At 65.8% G+C, this 16,330-nt stretch carries 19 protein-coding genes; 17 read left to right on the top strand and 2 right to left on the bottom strand.

What is annotated here, in order from left to right; translation table 11 throughout:
- Positions 1–163 precede the first annotated feature (163 nt).
- Positions 164–748: a Maf family protein gene (locus HY57_RS10665; protein ID WP_019466222.1), complete on the bottom strand. Its 585-nt coding sequence runs from the start codon at positions 746–748 to the stop codon at positions 164–166.
- Positions 745–1,203, bottom strand: a complete 459-nt coding sequence (locus HY57_RS10670; protein WP_019466221.1) for a hypothetical protein — start codon at positions 1,201–1,203, stop codon at positions 745–747. Before HY57_RS10670 ends, HY57_RS10665 begins: the two co-directional genes overlap by 4 nt.
- Before the next feature lie 134 nt (positions 1,204–1,337).
- On the opposite strand from HY57_RS10670, the gene HY57_RS10675 reads away from it, so the two are divergent.
- From HY57_RS10675 to HY57_RS10755, 17 genes are all read left to right on the top strand, one after another.
- Positions 1,338–1,856: a YceD family protein gene (locus HY57_RS10675; protein ID WP_081500696.1), complete on the top strand. Its 519-nt coding sequence runs from the start codon at positions 1,338–1,340 to the stop codon at positions 1,854–1,856.
- 18 nt (positions 1,857–1,874) lie between these two features.
- Positions 1,875–2,069: a 50S ribosomal protein L32 gene (rpmF, locus tag HY57_RS10680; RefSeq protein WP_019466219.1), complete on the top strand. Its 195-nt coding sequence runs from the start codon at positions 1,875–1,877 to the stop codon at positions 2,067–2,069.
- A gap of 148 nt (positions 2,070–2,217) precedes the next feature.
- Entirely contained in the window at positions 2,218–3,192 is a 975-nt protein-coding gene (locus HY57_RS10685) for a beta-ketoacyl-ACP synthase III (RefSeq protein WP_019466218.1), read from the top strand.
- Positions 3,193–3,493: 301 nt separating this feature from the next.
- Positions 3,494–4,441 carry an ACP S-malonyltransferase gene (fabD, locus tag HY57_RS10690; protein ID WP_019466217.1) on the top strand — a complete coding sequence of 316 codons (948 nt, stop codon included), beginning with the start codon at positions 3,494–3,496 and terminating at the stop codon, positions 4,439–4,441.
- A gap of 71 nt (positions 4,442–4,512) precedes the next feature.
- On the top strand, positions 4,513–5,256 hold the full coding sequence (gene fabG, locus HY57_RS10695) for a 3-oxoacyl-ACP reductase FabG (protein WP_019466216.1): 744 nt from the start codon (positions 4,513–4,515) through the stop codon (positions 5,254–5,256).
- Between the two features lie 303 nt (positions 5,257–5,559).
- Complete coding sequence (acpP, locus tag HY57_RS10700) at positions 5,560–5,799, top strand: acyl carrier protein (RefSeq protein ID WP_019466215.1); 240 nt, start codon at positions 5,560–5,562, stop codon at positions 5,797–5,799.
- A 216-nt stretch (positions 5,800–6,015) separates the two neighbouring features.
- Positions 6,016–7,254: a beta-ketoacyl-ACP synthase II gene (fabF, locus tag HY57_RS10705; RefSeq protein ID WP_019466214.1), complete on the top strand. Its 1,239-nt coding sequence runs from the start codon at positions 6,016–6,018 to the stop codon at positions 7,252–7,254.
- Positions 7,251–8,603 carry an aminodeoxychorismate synthase component I gene (locus HY57_RS10710; protein ID WP_019466213.1) on the top strand — a complete coding sequence of 451 codons (1,353 nt, stop codon included), beginning with the start codon at positions 7,251–7,253 and terminating at the stop codon, positions 8,601–8,603. Before fabF ends, HY57_RS10710 begins: the two co-directional genes overlap by 4 nt.
- Positions 8,603–9,427 carry an aminodeoxychorismate lyase gene (pabC, locus tag HY57_RS10715; RefSeq protein ID WP_019466212.1) on the top strand — a complete coding sequence of 275 codons (825 nt, stop codon included), beginning with the start codon at positions 8,603–8,605 and terminating at the stop codon, positions 9,425–9,427. The genes HY57_RS10710 and pabC overlap by 1 nt, the downstream gene beginning before the upstream one ends.
- The gene (gene mltG, locus HY57_RS10720) at positions 9,424–10,464 is read left to right on the top strand and encodes an endolytic transglycosylase MltG (RefSeq protein WP_026034093.1); all 1,041 of its coding nucleotides are present in this window, start codon (positions 9,424–9,426) and stop codon (positions 10,462–10,464) included. The genes pabC and mltG overlap by 4 nt, the downstream gene beginning before the upstream one ends.
- Positions 10,461–11,093: a dTMP kinase gene (gene tmk, locus HY57_RS10725; RefSeq protein WP_019466210.1), complete on the top strand. Its 633-nt coding sequence runs from the start codon at positions 10,461–10,463 to the stop codon at positions 11,091–11,093. The genes mltG and tmk overlap by 4 nt, the downstream gene beginning before the upstream one ends.
- A complete protein-coding gene (gene holB, locus HY57_RS10730) occupies positions 11,090–12,025 on the top strand; it encodes a DNA polymerase III subunit delta' (RefSeq protein ID WP_019466209.1) in 936 nt (311 codons plus the stop codon). Before tmk ends, holB begins: the two co-directional genes overlap by 4 nt.
- Positions 12,026–12,108: 83 nt before the next feature.
- Positions 12,109–13,731 (top strand): ArnT family glycosyltransferase, encoded by a 1,623-nt coding sequence (locus HY57_RS10735; protein WP_144240810.1) that lies wholly within the window; start codon positions 12,109–12,111, stop codon positions 13,729–13,731.
- A 40-nt stretch (positions 13,732–13,771) separates the two neighbouring features.
- Positions 13,772–14,671: a PIG-L deacetylase family protein gene (locus HY57_RS10740; protein ID WP_019466207.1), complete on the top strand. Its 900-nt coding sequence runs from the start codon at positions 13,772–13,774 to the stop codon at positions 14,669–14,671.
- Between the two features lie 118 nt (positions 14,672–14,789).
- On the top strand, positions 14,790–15,146 hold the full coding sequence (locus tag HY57_RS10745; RefSeq protein ID WP_019466206.1) for a PilZ domain-containing protein: 357 nt from the start codon (positions 14,790–14,792) through the stop codon (positions 15,144–15,146).
- A gap of 268 nt (positions 15,147–15,414) precedes the next feature.
- The gene (locus HY57_RS10750) at positions 15,415–15,771 is read left to right on the top strand and encodes an NADH-quinone oxidoreductase subunit A (protein WP_019466205.1); all 357 of its coding nucleotides are present in this window, start codon (positions 15,415–15,417) and stop codon (positions 15,769–15,771) included.
- Positions 15,762–16,319: a NuoB/complex I 20 kDa subunit family protein gene (locus HY57_RS10755; RefSeq protein ID WP_026034090.1), complete on the top strand. Its 558-nt coding sequence runs from the start codon at positions 15,762–15,764 to the stop codon at positions 16,317–16,319. The genes HY57_RS10750 and HY57_RS10755 overlap by 10 nt, the downstream gene beginning before the upstream one ends.
- Positions 16,320–16,330 lie beyond the last annotated feature (11 nt).

A 16,330-nucleotide genomic window follows, 5' to 3' on the forward strand; every position in this document is an offset into this window, starting at 1 on the left:
CAGTGTAGCCCTGGGTCTCGTGCAGTGGCGAGCGAACTTCGTGATCGCTTTCGCGCTGCCCGGCATTGGCAGCCTGATGCTTGCTATGGCGACGTCACCGTGGGGTGACGAGGCGTTCAGTCGCAAAGCCGTTGCTCCGCCCTGGGTCGCCTCTTGGGCGCGCTCAGGGCAGGGGCACGCCTGCTTCGCGCAACAGTCGCGCGAGTGCGATGAGTGGCAGGCCAATCAGCGCCGACGGGTCTTGGTTGTCGATCCGCTCGAACAGGCTGATGCCAAGGCCCTCGCACTTGAAGCTGCCCGCGCAGTCCAGTGGCTGTTCACGTTCGATGTAGCGGTCGATTTCCTCCGGGCCCAGGCTGCGAAAGGTCACCACGGTGTGGTCGACGTGTACGCGATCTTGCCCTGTGCGGGTGTCGTGCAGGCAAAGGGCGGTATGAAAATGCACCTCTCGCCCGGAACTGGCGGTCAGCTGGGCATGCGCGCGTTCGCGCGTGCCGGGCTTGTCCAGCACCGTGTCGCCCAGTGCCGCGACCTGGTCCGAGCCAATGACCAGCGCATCATCCAGCCCGTCGGCTGCCGCGCGTGCCTTGGCAACGGCGAGCCGCAGGGCGCGGTCGCGTGGTGTTTCGTCAGGAAGTGGTGTTTCGTCCGTGCCGGGGGCGCGCTGCTCGAAGTCGGCATAAATCCGCCGCAGGAGCTCGGCGCGGTAGCGTGAGGTCGAGCCCAGCACCAGGGTGGGCAGACTCATGCGTCGTGCTCCCGGCGCAGGTGCTCGCGCATGGCGCTGTCCAGGTCATGCTGGGCGCGGTCCAGTGCGGCGAGCAGCGGCCGGAGCCGGTCGCGGGTATCATTCATCGATGAGATGGCCTTATCCAGCTCTTCCTGGACTGCCCGGGGGGCCTGGTCACGGATCCAGATGCGTTGTGCCAACAGTGAGCGCAGGCCGGCGTCCATGGCCTGGCGAGCCTCCTGTTCGCTGCTGGCGGGCAGGTCGGGATTCAGCGACATGACGGCGTGGGCCTGTTGCAGGCCGGCGCGGCAGGTCTTGAGGTCAGCTTCCAGCTTGTCGGCCAGCTCCAGCAGCTGCACCATGCTCCGGGTACGCCGATCGGCGCGGCGGCGGTAGGTGATCAGGCCGGCGCCGACCAAGGCCGCGGCAAGGATCGCCAGCGCGGCGAGGCCGAGGATCAGGTAGGAGTTCACGGGCGGCGGGCTCGCAGAAAAGATGTCCAAAGTCTGCCGTACCGCGGCCGTTCAGGCAAAATCCGCTTTTACCTTCGTCCGGGTCCGACCAACCCGTTGACTTCAACGTGTTGTAATCCTAAGATTTCACGTCTATGTCCGTGACACTGCCAGAGTCCGTGGACGCTTGGCGCATGGTCTCGGCGCGGCGTTCGTTCCAGGGGGAATTGCCCGTGGTCGCCATGAAGCGACTGGGCGAGGCCCTGGCCAGCACGGAAGGAACGGCGCAATACGAGCTGGATTTTGGTCGGGACGAGTTTGGTACGGCGTACCTCGATGTCCGCGTCCAGGCCCCGCTCACGCTGACCTGCCAGCGCTCTCTGGAGCCGTTTGTACTGCCCGTGACGGTGGATAGCCGCCTCGGGTTGATCCGCTCCGAGCGCGAAGAAGCGGCTCTGCCGCCGAATGTCGAGCCGCTGTTGATCGCCGACGACGGCAAGCTGGGCCTGCTGGATGTCATCGAAGACGAATTGTTGTTGGCATTGCCGCTGATCCCGATCAACCCGGACAGCGAACTGCCTGAAGAAGTAGTAGGTCCCGGGCCGGAGGAATCCTCCAGCGAGGGGCGTCCCGATAACCCGTTCGCGGTTTTGCGCGAACTCAAGAAACGTTGATTTAGCTGGAGACTCGCCATGGCCGTTGCCAAGAGCCGCAAGACCCCGTCCACCCGCGGCATGCGTCGTTCGCACGATGCGCTGAAGACCGTGCAGCTGGCCACCGATCCGACCAGTGGCGAGGTGCACCTGCGCCACCACGTCACCAAGGATGGCTACTACCGCGGCAAGAAGGTCATCGACACCAACACCTCGGTGGTCGAAGAGGATTGATCGTTCCCGCAAGGGATACGGTTCCGCACGGCGGCGCGATTTCGCGCCGCTTTGCGTTTGTGCGATCACCCACGTAACGTTGGCGGTTTGAAAGGGGGCTGTAGCGCGAGCGCAGCGCCTTTGTCACAACCCGTCGCATGGAAAGTTAATGGCCCAGATCTACGCCCGCATCACCGGCACCGGCAGCGCGCTGCCCGAGCGAGTGGTGACCAACGCCGATCTTGAGAAGATCGTCGAGACCAGTGACGAATGGATTCGCTCCCGTACCGGCATTCAGCGCCGCCACATTGCCGCTGAAGGCCAGACCACCGGCGACCTCGCCACCGAAGCCGCGGAGCGTGCCCTTGAGGCCGCTGGCGTCAAGGCGTCCGAGCTCGACCTGATCGTGCTTGGCACGACCACGCCGGACATCATTTTCCCGTCCACCGCCTGCCTGGTGCAGCACCGCCTGGGTGCCAACGGCTGCGCGGCGTTCGACGTCAACGCGGCTTGCTCGGGCTTTGTCTATGCCCTGGGCATTGCCGACAAGTTCATCCGCAGCGGCCAGTCCAAGAAGGTGCTGGTGATCGGCGCGGAAACGCTGACCCGCATGATCGACTGGAACGAGCGCGAAACCTGCGTGCTGTTCGGCGACGGCGCTGGCGCGGTGGTGCTGGAAGCCTCGGAGGAGCCGGGCATCTATGCCACGCTGCTGCACGCCGATGGCGGTTTCAAGCACTTGCTGTTCAACCCGGTTGGCGTGTCCGTTGGTTTCAAGGACGAGCCGAACCACGGCGTGCGCATCAACATGTCCGGCCGCGAAGTGTTCAAGGTCGCGGTGAAGACGCTGGATTCGCTGGTCGACGAAACCCTGCAGGCCGCCGGCATGGAAGCCTCGCAGATCGACTGGCTGATTCCGCACCAGGCCAACCTGCGCATCATCGAGGCGACGGCCAAGCGCCTGAACATGCCGATGGAGCAGGTCATCGTGACCGTGCAGGAGCACGCCAACACCTCGTCGGGTTCCGTGCCGCTGGCGCTGGATTACGCGGTGCGTTCGGGCCAGGTGAAGCGTGGCCAGAATCTGCTGCTGGAGGCCTTTGGTGGTGGTTTCACCTGGGCGTCGGCCTTGCTGCGTTACTGATTGCTGTTCATTGCCGTACCGAAGAAAAGCCGCCTGCTGGGCGGCTTTTCTTTGCTCGTCATTCCGGCGCAGGCCGGAATCCAGTAGCGACAGAGGGTGATTTTCGCGAGTGGGCATCAGCGGCTCGCGAAAACCCAGGCGCGACCGTCACTGGATTCCGGCCTGCGCCGGAATGACGGGTAGGAAGGTCCGTTAGTACCCAAAAAAGGCTGCCGAAGCCCCACTTTCAACCAAATACAGCTGCGTATGGCAGTCAATGCTGGCACCATTCCGTTTTTCGTTTTCGGACATCCCTTCACCCATGACCCAGACCGCCGCCAACCTCGCTTTCGTTTTCCCGGGCCAGGGTTCGCAATCCGTCGGCATGCTGGCCGAGCTGGCCGCTGTGCATCCGGAAGTGAAGGCCACCTTCGACGAGGCGTCGCAGGGCGCGGGCGTGGACCTGTGGGCGCTCAGCCAGCAGGGGCCGGAAGAAGATCTCAACCGCACGGAAAACACCCAGCCGGCCTTGCTGGCGGGCAGTGTGGCCGTGTGGCGCGTGTGGCAGAAGCTGGGTGGCGCGCAGCCGGCGCAGCTGTCCGGTCACAGCCTGGGTGAGTACAGCGCGCTGGTGTGCGCTGGTGCGCTGTCGCTGCATGATGCCGCCGCGCTGGTTGCCGAGCGTGGCCGCCTGATGCAGGCCGCCGTGCCGCCGGGCGTGGGTGCCATGGCCGCCATCCTGGGTGGTGACGATGCGCAGATTGCGGCCGTGTGTGAAGAAGTGGCGCAGGGGCAGGTGGTGTCGCCCGCCAACTTCAATTCGCCAGGCCAGCTCGTGATCGCGGGCAATGCCGAGGCGGTGGACCGCGCGCTGGCCAAACTGGCCGAGCTGGGTGTGAAGAAGGCCATCAAACTGGCCGTGTCCGTGCCGTCCCACTGTGCGCTGATGCGTGAGGCGGCGGATCGCCTGGGTGAGCGCATGGCGTCGATCCCGTGGGCGCTCCCGTCGATTCCGGTGGTGCAGAATGCCGAAGCGCGCAGCTACGGCACGCTGGAGGACATTCGCGGCGCGCTGCAGCGCCAGCTCTATCTGCCGGTGCGCTGGACGGAGTGCGTGCAGGCGTTGGTCGCAGGTGGTGCGACGCGCATGGCCGAAGCTGGTCCGGGCAAGGTGCTCGCTGGCCTGATCAAGCGCATCGACAAGAGCGTCGAGGCGCGCGCCATCGGTACGCCGGCCGAACTGGACGCCACTCGCACCGAGTGGGCGTGAGTTTTCCGGTATCGCATACATTCAAACGGGTTGGGTCGAACGATGCCTGGCCCATCAAAGGGAAATGACAGATGAGCAAGCCTCTGCAAGGTGAAATCGCCCTCGTGACCGGCGCCAGTCGTGGCATCGGCGCAGCCATTGCCGATGAACTCGCAGCGCAGGGCGCCACCGTCATCGGTACGGCGACCAGCGAGAGCGGTGCGGCGGCGATCGGCGAGCGTCTCGCTGCGAACGGCGGTCATGGCCGTGTGCTCAATGTGACCGAGGGCGCCTCCATCGAGACGCTTATCGATGGCATCACCAAGGAATTCGGCGCCGTGTCGATCCTGGTCAACAACGCCGGCATCACGCGCGACCAGCTGCTGATGCGCATGCGCGACGAAGACTGGCAGGCCATCCTCGATACCAACCTCACCTCGGTGTATCGTGCCTCCAAGGCGGTGATGCGCGGCATGATGAAGGCGCGCAAGGGCCGCATCATTTCGATCGCATCCGTGGTGGGTGTCACCGGCAATCCGGGGCAGGCGAACTACGCCGCGGCCAAGGCCGGCATCATCGCGTTCTCCAAGTCGCTGGCGCGCGAAATCGGCTCGCGTGGCATCACGGTGAACGTGGTGGCGCCGGGCTTTATCGATACGGACATGACGCGCGCACTGCCCGAAGACGCTCGCCAGGCACTGCTCGGCCAGATCGCGCTGGGCCACCTGGGTCAGGCGTCCGATATCGCGAAGGCAGTTGGCTTCCTGGCGTCCCCGGCGGCGGCCTACATCACGGGCGAGACCCTGCATGTCAATGGCGGCATGTACATGCCGTAAGGCGTGAAGAAAGGGCGCCAAGCCCTTATTACGTCCTTCTTTTGTTTGAAACGGCCGGATGGCCTTCCCGCATCGTGGGAGGGCGGTCCGGTGCGCCGGCACGGGCCGGCTTAACAAGGAGTTGTCGCAAGCGGCATCGTTTTAGGCGACAATTGCTTCTTTCGCGCCGGTCCCGTGGCCTGCGTACAACCATCGCTGGCGGATCGTGGCGGCCTTGAGGCTTAGCCACTACAATCCGCCGGTCATATGCCGGCCACGGGCCGGTGTTGATCAGGTAACTACTCCTTGGGAGGTATTGGCAACATGAGCACCATCGAAGAGCGCGTCAAGAAAATCGTCATCGAGCAGCTGGGCGTGAAGGAAGAGGAAGTCACGGCGAACGCTTCGTTCGTGGACGATCTGGGCGCTGATTCGCTGGACACCGTTGAACTGGTGATGGCTCTCGAGGAAGAGTTCGAGACCGAGATTCCGGACGAAGAAGCCGAGAAGATCACCACGGTGCAGCAGGCTGTCGATTACATCAAGGCCCACACCAAGGAGTGATCGCTCCGATGCGGCGGACGCATCCTGACGATGCGTCGGTCCACTAGCGATACCGGAAGCTGCGCCACATTGGCGCAGTTTTCGTTTCTGCATTTTGCAACGTCCGATCCCGTATGGTGCGCGCTGCGCACGACGTGGCCCGGACGACGTGGCCGCGAATAGCACAGATCCCCTGTCCCTATCGACAGTGCCACGGAAACACGAGGGAAGATCAGCATGAGCAAACGACGTGTGGTTGTAACCGGCCTCGGCATCATTTCGCCGGTCGGCAACGATATCGCGACCGCCTGGGACAACATCCTCAAGGGCGTGAGCGGCATTGGCGCGGTTACCCATTTCGACGCTACCGCCTATGCCACGCGCATCGCCGGTCAGGTCCGTGATTTCGACCCGGCGCAGTGGATTGCCCCGAAAGAGATCAAGAAGATGGATCCGTTCATCCACTACGGCATCGCCGCGGGCACGCAAGCCCTGCGCGACTCCGGCCTGGAAGTGACGGAAGCGAACGCGCCGCGCATCGGCGTGGCCGTGGCCGCCGGCATCGGTGGCCTGCACACCATCGAGCACACCTCGATCGAACTGCACGACAAGGGGCCGCGCCGCGTGTCGCCGTTCTTCGTGCCGTCGTCGATCATCAACATGGTGTCCGGCCACCTGTCGATCATGAATGGCCTGAAGGGCCCGAACATCGCGTGCGTGACCGCGTGCACCACCGGTACGCACAACATCGGCCTGGCCGCGCGCATGATCCAGTACGGCGATGCCGACGTCATGATCGCCGGCGGTGCCGAGTTCGCCACCACCGGCACGGCGATGGCGGGCTTTTGCTCGGCCAAGGCCATGTCCACCCGCAACGACGAGCCGACCAAGGCCAGCCGTCCGTGGGACAAGGACCGTGACGGTTTCGTGCTGTCTGACGGCGCCGGCGTGCTGGTGCTAGAAGAGTACGAACATGCCAAGGCCCGTGGCGCGAAGATCTACGCCGAGCTCGTTGGCTTCGGCATGAGCGGCGATGCGTTCCACATCACCGCGCCCAGCGAGGGTGGCGAGGGTGCGGCGCGCAGCATGGAAACCGCACTGAAGGACGCGGGCCTCAACCCGACCGACGTGCAGTACATCAACGCGCACGGCACCTCGACGCCGCTGGGCGACCTGGGTGAAGTGCTGGCCGCCAAGCGCGTGTTCGGCGACCACGCCTACAAGCTGGCCATGAGCTCGACCAAGTCGGCGACCGGTCATCTGCTCGGTGCGGCCGGTGGCGTGGAGGCGATCTTTACCATCCTGGCGCTGCGCGACCAGGTGCTGCCGCCCACCATCAACCTCGACGAGCCGGGCGAAGGCTGCGACCTCGACTTCGTGCCGCACACCGCGCGCGAGGCCAAGTTCGACGTGGCCATCTCCAACTCGTTCGGCTTCGGCGGCACCAACGGCACACTCGCCTTCCGTCGCGTGTGACCTTGTTTCATCGACGTACCCTGCACGGCCGGCGCGATCTGCTCGCGCCGGCCGCTGCATTTCCGGAGCGCTATCCGGGCCTGCTGCAGAGCGTGACGCATGGCACGCCGCAGTCGCGCTACGACATCCTTTTTGCGTTTCCGCAGGAAACCCTGGCCTTGCTGGCCGATGGCCGGCTCGTCGACGGACAGGGACATCCGCGGGAAGGCCGTTTTCTCGACGCGCTCGACGACGCGTGGCGTGCGGAGCGTCTGCCGCGTGAGGCGTCCATCGACCTACCGTTCCATGGCGGATGGCTGCTGCTGCTGGCCTATGAGCTCGTCGGCGAGATAGAGAGCCGCCTGCGACTGCGTTCGTCCGACGTGTTGCCAACCGCCATGGCCTTGCGTTGCCCGGCGGCGGTGATCGTCGATCACGCGCGCGGTTGTACGGTATTGGTGGCCGAAGAGGGCAGCCAGTCGCTGCTCGACGTCATGGAGGCAGATCTCGCCGCTTCCGTTGACGTGCCTGCGCTGCCAGCGCCGGACGCGTGCGAAGAAGACACGCCGACCTTGTTCCTTGATGGTGTCGCCCGTATTCACGAGCACCTGCACGCGGGCGACATCTTTCAGGTCAATCTGTCGCGTGCATGGCGTGCGCACTACGCGACGCCGCCGACGCCCGCGCAGTTGTACCAGTCGTTGCGGCAAGCCAATCCTGCCCCCTTTGCCGGTTTGTTCCAACAGCCAAACTGGGCGGTCGTGAGTTCGTCGCCGGAACGCCTGGTGGAAGTACGCAACGGCCTGGCGCAGACGCGCCCGATCGCGGGCACGCGTCCGCGCACACCGGGTGATGACGACGTGGAGCGCATCCGTGAACTCAGCACGCATCCGAAGGAGCGCGCGGAGCACGTCATGCTGATCGATCTCGAGCGCAACGACCTGGGTCGCGTCTGCGTGCCGGGAACGGTCGAGGTCAACGAGCTGATGGTGGTGGAAAGCTACGCGCACGTGCATCACATCGTGTCGAACGTGCGTGGCCGCCTGCGCGACGATGTGACGCCGGGCGAGGTCATCGCGGCCACGTTCCCCGGCGGCACCATCACCGGCTGTCCCAAGGTGCGCTGCATGGAGATCATCGCGGCGCTGGAGGATGCGCCGCGCGGCGCCTATACCGGCGCGTTGGGTTATCTCGACCGCAATGGCGATCTGGATCTGAACATCCTCATTCGCACCTTCACCCTGGCGGGCTCTGACGTCACCTTGCGCGCGGGTGCTGGCATCGTGGCCGACTCGGTGGCGGAGAAAGAGCTGGACGAGACGCGCGCCAAGGCGCGGGGTCTGCTTCGCGCGCTGGGAGTGCAGGGCTGATGGCCGGCCGCGTGCTGGTCAATGGTGAAGCCGCGACTGCCGTTTCCGTTTTCGATCGTGGCCTGTCCTATGGGGATGGCCTGTTTGAAACCATTCGCTTTGCGCATGGCGCAGCGCCGCTGTGGTCGCGACACATGGATCGCCTGCGCGACGGTTGCCGCCGCTTGCGGCTGCCCACGCCGGATATCGCCGCGCTGCAGGGCGAGGCGATGGCGATGGCCGCCGGCATGGATCATGCGGTGGTGCGCATCACCCTTACGCGTGGCCTCGGCGAGCGGGGTTATGCGCCGCCGGCATCGCCGGTGATGACGCGGATCGTGGCTGGTTTCAAGGCGCCGCTGATGGGCGGCGATGCGTATGTGGCGGGCGTCCGCGTGCGTTGGTGCGACACGGCGTTGGCGCTGCAGCCATTGCTGGCGGGGCTGAAGCACCTCAACCGGCTGGAACAGGTGCTGGCCCGCGCCGAATGGTCCGATCCTGCCGTGGCGGAAGGCCTGATGCGTGATGTCGACGGCCGGGTGATTTCCGGCACCATGACCAACCTGTTCGCGGTGCTGGATGGTCAGCTCGTGACACCGGCGCTGGACCGCTGCGGGGTCGCCGGTGTGGCCAGGGCGGAAGTCCTGGTCGCCATGCCCGAGGTACGTGTCAGGGAGCTGCGACCGGAAGACCTTGCAAGGGCCGATGAGGTCTTCCTCAGTTCCAGCGTCCGGGGCATTCTGCCTGTTCAGGCCGTGGGCGATACCGTGTATGGTCCCGGCCCGGTGACCCGCGCCTTGCAGCAGCACTGGCGCGGCCTGGGATTTCCGATGGAGCAGGCATGAGTCGAGACAAGATGCAGGGGCGGGCCTTCTGGCGCGTGCTGATCGTGCTGGTGTTGCTGGCGGTGGCCGGCGGCATCGTCTACGGCTGGATGGATTACCAGCGTTTCGTCAGCACGCCGCTGACCGTATCGGCACAAGCGCCCAGCGTGGACGTGGCCAAGGGCAGCAATCTGCGTGATGTCGTTGGCCTGCTGCGCGAACAGCACGCGACCAGCACCGGGCCGCTGTACTGGCGCGTGCTGGCCGAGCAGCTGCGCGTTGCCGGTCGCCTGCATGCCGGCGAGTACGCACTGACCGCCGGCATGACGCCGCGCGACCTGCTGCTCAACATGGCGGCGGGCAAGGTGGTGCAACGTAACTTCACCATCGTGGACGGTTGGAACTTCCGCGACCTGCGCCAGGCGCTGGCCAAGGCGGACAAGCTGCGGCAGGACGGCGCCGCGCTGGACGATGCGGCACTGATGGCGAAGATCGGTGCACCGGGTGAAATGCCTGAAGGGCGTTTTCTTCCCGAGACCTATGCCTATGTGAAGGGTGATAGCGATCTGGACGTGCTGCGCCGCGCGCACGCCGCGATGGTGAAGATGCTTGACACGCTGTGGGCCCAGCGCGACAGGGACGTGCCGTTGGCGACGCCGTATGACGCGCTGATCCTTGCCTCCATCGTGGAAAAGGAAACCGGTCGCGCGGACGAGCGCACGCGTATTGCCGGCGTGTTCATTCGCCGCCTGCAGACCCACATGTTGCTGCAGACCGACCCCACCGTGATCTACGGCATGGGCGAAGCGTACGCGGGCAACATCCACAAGTCGGATCTCACCACCGACACGCCGTACAACACCTATACGCGCCAGGGTCTGCCGCCCACGCCGATCGCAATGCCGGGCAGGCCCGCCATCGAGGCGGCCCTGCATCCGGCGTCCGGCACGGAGTTGTATTTCGTGGCGCGCGGTGATGGCACGCATGTGTTCTCCAGCACACTGGACGAGCACAATCACAATGTCGCCTGCTTCCAATTGAAACGGTGCCAGCCATGATGCGCGGCAAACTCATCACGCTCGAAGGCGGCGAAGGCGCCGGCAAGAGCACCTTGCTTGCCGGCCTGAAGCAGCATCTGCTGGCACAGGGCGTTGACCTCGTGCAGACGCGTGAGCCCGGCGGCACGCCGCTGGGTGAAGCGGTGCGGGCCATCGTGCTCGACCCTGCGCATCGGGACATGGGCGCCGAATCCGAACTGCTGCTGATGTTCGCCTCGCGCGCGCAGCTGGTGCGCGAGTGCATCGAACCCGCGCTTGCCGCGGGACGGTGGGTGCTGTGCGATCGCTTCACCGACGCGAGCTATGCGTATCAGGGTGGCGGTCGCGGCGTGCCGGTGGAGCGCATCGCCTTGCTGGAGCAGTGGGCGACGCATGGCCTGACGCCTGACCTCACCTTGCTGCTCGACCTGCCGGTGGCTACCGGGCGCGCACGCGCCGCGGGCCGTGGCGAGGCCGACCGCATCGAAGTGGAAGGCGATCACTTTTTCGAGCGCGTGCGTGCGGCGTATCGCGCGCGTGCGGCGGCTGAGCCGGCGCGCTTTCGCGTCATCGATGCCACGCTTACGCCCCCGGAAGTGCTCGCGGCTGCGATCCACGCCACCCGTCACTTGTTTGGAGCCGTGGCATGAGCGCCATGCCGTGGCACGCCGAGCACTGGGCGCGGCTGCAGGCGCGCCGCGCGCGTGACGCGATGCCCCATGCGCTGCTGCTGTGCGGCCCCGCGGGGCTGGGCAAGCGGGACTTCATGCGGCGTTTCGCCGAAGGCCTGCTGTGCCAGCAGACGCGGGATGGCGAGCCATGCGGCCAGTGCCGTAGCTGCCTGTTGTTCGCGGCGGGCACGCATCCGGATTTCGCCGTGCTGAGCTTCGGGCTGCGCAAGGACGGCGTGCAACGCAGCGAGATCGTGGTCGACCAGATCCGCGAATGGTCCGCGCGGCTGGCCATGGCCAGCCAGTTCGGCGGCTGGCAGATCGTGTGCATCGACCCGGCCGACGCCATGAACGCCGCGGCGGCCAATGCGCTGCTGAAGACGCTCGAGGAGCCGTCGCCGCAAACCCTGTTGCTGCTGGTGGCCGATGCGCCCTGGCGTTTGCCGCAGACCATCCGCAGCCGTTGCCAGCGCATCGAGTTCCATCTGCCGCCGCGCGAGGAAGCCTTGTCCTGGCTGCAGCAGCGTGGCGTCAAGGATGCCGCCGCCGCACTCGATGCCGCTGGCGGCAATCCGGGAATGGCGTCCGCCTGGGTGGAAGAGGGCGCACTCGCCCGCCGGCAGGAAGTGCGCAAGGATCTTGGCGCGCTGGCAGCTGGGCGTGGCGAGGCCATGGAAGTGGCCAAGCGCTGGCTCGACAACGAACCCCAGCAACGACTCTGGTTTGCCGCGCAGGCGGCTGCCGAGGAAATGAAGGGGCGCGCGGTGTCTGGGCAAGGGCCGCTGTCCAGCCAGCTCGATGCCGAGGGACTGGACCTGTGGTACATGGCCGCGAACCGTGCGCGGGACGCTTTGCGTGGTCCGCTGCGCGGCGACCTGTTGCTGTTGGAGTTGCTCGCCCGCTGGCATTGAGCGGGCCCTGACATGGATGGGTCGTCGGCAGGTGTTCTCCTATGGGAAAGCCCGCTGACAGGCCGTCTACCTACGCTGACATGATGACGTTTTCCTCCCAACGCCACTTCGCCGTCTGGCCGTGGATCGCCCTCCTGCTCCTGCTGGTCATGCGACTGGCATGGCTCAACGCGTACACGCTCAACTCGGACGAAGCGCAGCATGCGCACGTTGCCTGGGCGTGGACGCAAGGGCTGCTGCCTTACCGCGACGTGTTCGACAACCACGGCCCCTTGTTCAGCTGGCTTCATTCGCCGCTGCTGCATTGGCTGGACAACCGTCCCGACGTACTGACCTGGCTGCGTCTGGCCATGCAGTTCTGGTACGTCGTTGCGCTGGGTGCCACGGGGTGGATGGCCCGGCGCCTTTACGGTTGGCGCGTGGCGGTGGTGGTCGTGCTGGTGGCGGGGTTGTTCCCGCGCTTCTTCGTCGTCACCGGGCAGTTCCGCACCGACGACATGTGGACGGCGATGTGGTTGCTGGGGCTGGCCTTCATTGCCGGCGCGCCGCCGCGTGCGTGGCGTTACTTCGTCGCTGGGCTAGCCTTCGGCTGTGCCTTGTCCGTTTCGCAGAAAACCCTGGTGTTGCTGGCCACCACGCTGGTCGCCGCCGGCATCGTGCGCCTGCTGCGTCCGGTGGATGCACCGCGCGCCGGTGTCCGTTGCTGGGCGGCCGCCTTGCTCGGCTTGCTGGTGGTTCCGACGATCTTCGTCATCTGGCTGGCGATGCAGGGTGTGCTGGACGACGCCTGGTACGGGCTGGCCGGATACAACGTGGGCGGTGCCGGCAAGCGGCATGCGGCGCAGCAGGGCCTGTGGTTCGTGTTGCTGGCGGTGGGCCTGATTGCGCTTTGCCTTCACCAGGTGCGTCAGCGTTCCGTGCGTGGCTTCGACTGGACCGTGTTCTTCGCCCTGCAGGGCGGCTTGTTCCTGTTCCTGATCTGGTTCATCTGGCCACTGATCACCAAGCAGGATTTCCTGCCGGTGATTCCGGTGCTCACGATGGCGGCGGTCGGCTGGATGTCGACGTGGCAATGGCTGGTGGCTCGTCCGCGGCTGCAGCGGGCGTTGCCGGTGGTCGTGCTGGCGCTGGAGTTGGCGACCGTGCTGATCTACGCGCCGCCCTGGCGCGATACCCTCGCCGGACAGCGCCAAGAGCTGGCGACCGTGCTGCACTATACGGACGAGACGGACACCGTGATGGATCCGAAGGGCGACTCGGTTTTCCGCACGCGCCCCTACTATCCCGTGATTGAAAGTCTGGCCATGCGGCGACTGCGTCGTGGCCAGATGGCCGACACCATTGCCGATGACCTGGTCAACCGCCGGACCATGCTGGTGATCCTGCGTCGCCTGCCGCCGTCCAGTGCGCGCTTCGTGATGCTCAATTACGTGAATGCGGGCGGCGACATCTGGGTGGCGGGTCGTATGCTTGCCGACCAGCAGGCGAGCCAGACGATCGAAGTGAATGTGCCCGGAGACTATGCCGTGACCGACGGCCACCAGCGCCTCAGTGGCAGCCTGGACGGTGGCCCGGTGGCGGATCACTGGTTCCTTGACCGCGGCACCCATCATCTGGTGTTGGGTGGTGGTACGCCCGTGGCCTTGGTGTGGTCCCAGGCCTTCGACCGTGGCTGGCGTCCCGCGCCTCCTGTTCTAGGAGGCTGACGTGGCCTTGACCCTGAATAGCGGGACACGGCTTCTAGTCGTGGCCCCGCACCCCGACGACGAATCGATCGCCACCGGTGAGCTGATCCAGCAGGTGCGGCAAGCTGGCGGCGAGGTGCAGATCGTCCTGCTCACCAATGGCGACAACAACCCCTGGCCGCAGCGCTGGGTGGAGCGCCGCATCCGCATTGGCGCCGACGAGCGCCGGCGCTGGGGCGAGCGACGCCGGGCCGAGGTGGCCCGCGCCCTGACCCAGCTGGGCGTGGATGCGCAGGCCCTGCAGCCACAAGGGTGGCCTGACATGGGGGTGACCGGGCTGCTGTGTACGGCGCTGGATGCCAGCGTTGCCGTGATCCAGGAGCGCCTTGATGATTTCCGGCCGACCCTGGTGGCCTTGCCGTCACTGGGGGATCGCCATCCGGACCATGGCGCGGCCCACGTGCTGACCCGCCTGGCCGTGGCCGGTCGGGAAGGGGCGCCACCCAGGATGCTGTCCTACCTCGTGCATGGTCACGACATGGCCGGGACAGGCAGGGTGAAGCTGGACTCCTCGGTGGGCTTGCACGCCAACAAAATGGCCGCACTCGCCTGCCACGGCAGCCAGATGGCCCTCAGTGGCAAGCGCATGCGCCGCCTTGCCGACCGTGCCGAGCGCTACCACTGGACCCGGGATGCCTCGCCGGTCACGGAGTCGGCGGTGCTGCCGTGGCGCCCGTCGCCGCTGCTGCAGCGGTGGCTGCGTCTGACCCTGGTGGACGGGCAGGGTATTCGCGAGTGGTCCTGGCGCCGGGCGCCGCTGGCCATGGACGGGCAGGGGCGATACGTCCTGCACGGGCTGGACCCGTCGGTCGCCGGGCCGCGCTTCGCCAAGCTTCACATGAATCTTCCGTCGCCCTGGATCTTCGACCGATGGGGCTGGTGCGAGCTCCACGGGGCCTAGTCGGCCTTCGGGGCGCGCCGTCCCCGTCACAATCCGTCGACATCTCGCTTGTCGCTGGGTCGCGGCGGTCGTTACGATGCGGGCAGGGGCGCCGCATCAATGGCGTGCAGGAGCAGTCATGAATCCGGTCATTGCCGCCCGCCAGGGCATTATTTCGTTGAAGATCAAGGACGCGGCGTCGCTCTACAACGCCTATATGCCTTTTCTGAAGAGCGGCGGCCTGTTCGCGCCCACCGCCCAGAAGTACTCGCTGGGCGACGAAGTGGTGCTGCTGATCAACCTCACCGACGAGGGTGAGCGCCTCTCGGTCGCCGGCAAGGTCGTCTGGGTCACCCCGATCGGCGCGCAGGGCAACCGTACCGCCGGCATCGGCGTGCAGTTCAACGAATCCGCCGATGGCGAGGCGGCCCGCACCCGCATTGAGAACATCCTGGCCGGCATGGCCGGTTCCGAGCGGCCCACGCACACCATGTAAGACATTGGTAGTAATTGCTTGCGCCGACGGGCGCGCGCCCCTGCAAATCGCCTTCCAAGTGCCGATCAAGGCTTGTTGTTGTTAAGCGCACTGATACAATGTCGCGATTCCCGACTCTGATCGTGGAAAGTCGGACGTTCGCTGCTGCGCAAGCATCGTGATCGTGGTGCATAACCCTTGGCCTTCACGGGCCATGCCGAATCCGGTTCCGGACCGTTTCCCCGACGGTCACTGATGCGCCAAAGACGGCGCGGAGGTACGTTTTACCGTGCTTGCCGAATATTGGCCCATTCTGCTGTTCATCGGCGTTGCCGCCGGCCTTGGCGTGGTGCTGCTGGTCATTGGCCTCCTGGCCGGCCCCCGTCGACCCGAATCGGAGAAGCTCTCGCCCTACGAGTGCGGCTTCGAGGCCTTCGAAGACGCGCGCATGCGCTTCGACGTGCGGTACTACCTGCTGGCGATCCTGTTCATCATTTTCGACCTGGAAATCGCCTTCCTGTTCCCGTGGGCAGTGGTGTTCCAGAAGATCGGCATCGTCGCGCTGATTGAAATGGCGCTGTTCCTGCTGCTCCTTGTCATTGGTTTTGCTTACGTGTGGAAGAAGGGAGCACTGGAATGGGAGTGATCTCGTCCCTTGACCGGGTGATGCACAACCCGCAGCCGTTGAACCTGGTGGACGACATCCTGCGTCCGGCCGAGGACAACCCCGTCATCCAGCGCGGTTTCGCCACCACCAGCGTCGACGCCCTGATGAACTGGGCGCGCACCGGTTCGATGTGGCCGATGACCTTTGGTCTGGCCTGCTGCGCCGTGGAAATGATGCATGCCGGCGCCGCGCGCCTGGACCTGGACCGCTACGGCGTGGTGTTCCGCCCGAGTCCGCGCCAGTCCGACGTGATGATCGTGGCCGGCACCCTGGTCAACAAGATGGCCCCGGCGCTGCGCAAGGTCTACGACCAGATGCCCGACCCGAAGTGGGTCATCTCCATGGGTAGCTGCGCCAATGGTGGCGGCTACTACCACTACTCGTACTCGGTGGTGCGCGGCTGCGATCGCATCGTGCCGGTGGACATCTACGTGCCCGGCTGCCCGCCGACGGCCGAAGCGCTGATCCACGGCATCCTGCAGTTGCAGAAGAAGATCCGCCGCACCAACACCATCGCGCGTTCTTAAAAGGCGCAGCT

This window comes from Dyella japonica A8 (genome assembly GCF_000725385.1).
Classification (GTDB): Bacteria; Pseudomonadota; Gammaproteobacteria; order Xanthomonadales; family Rhodanobacteraceae; genus Dyella; species Dyella japonica_C.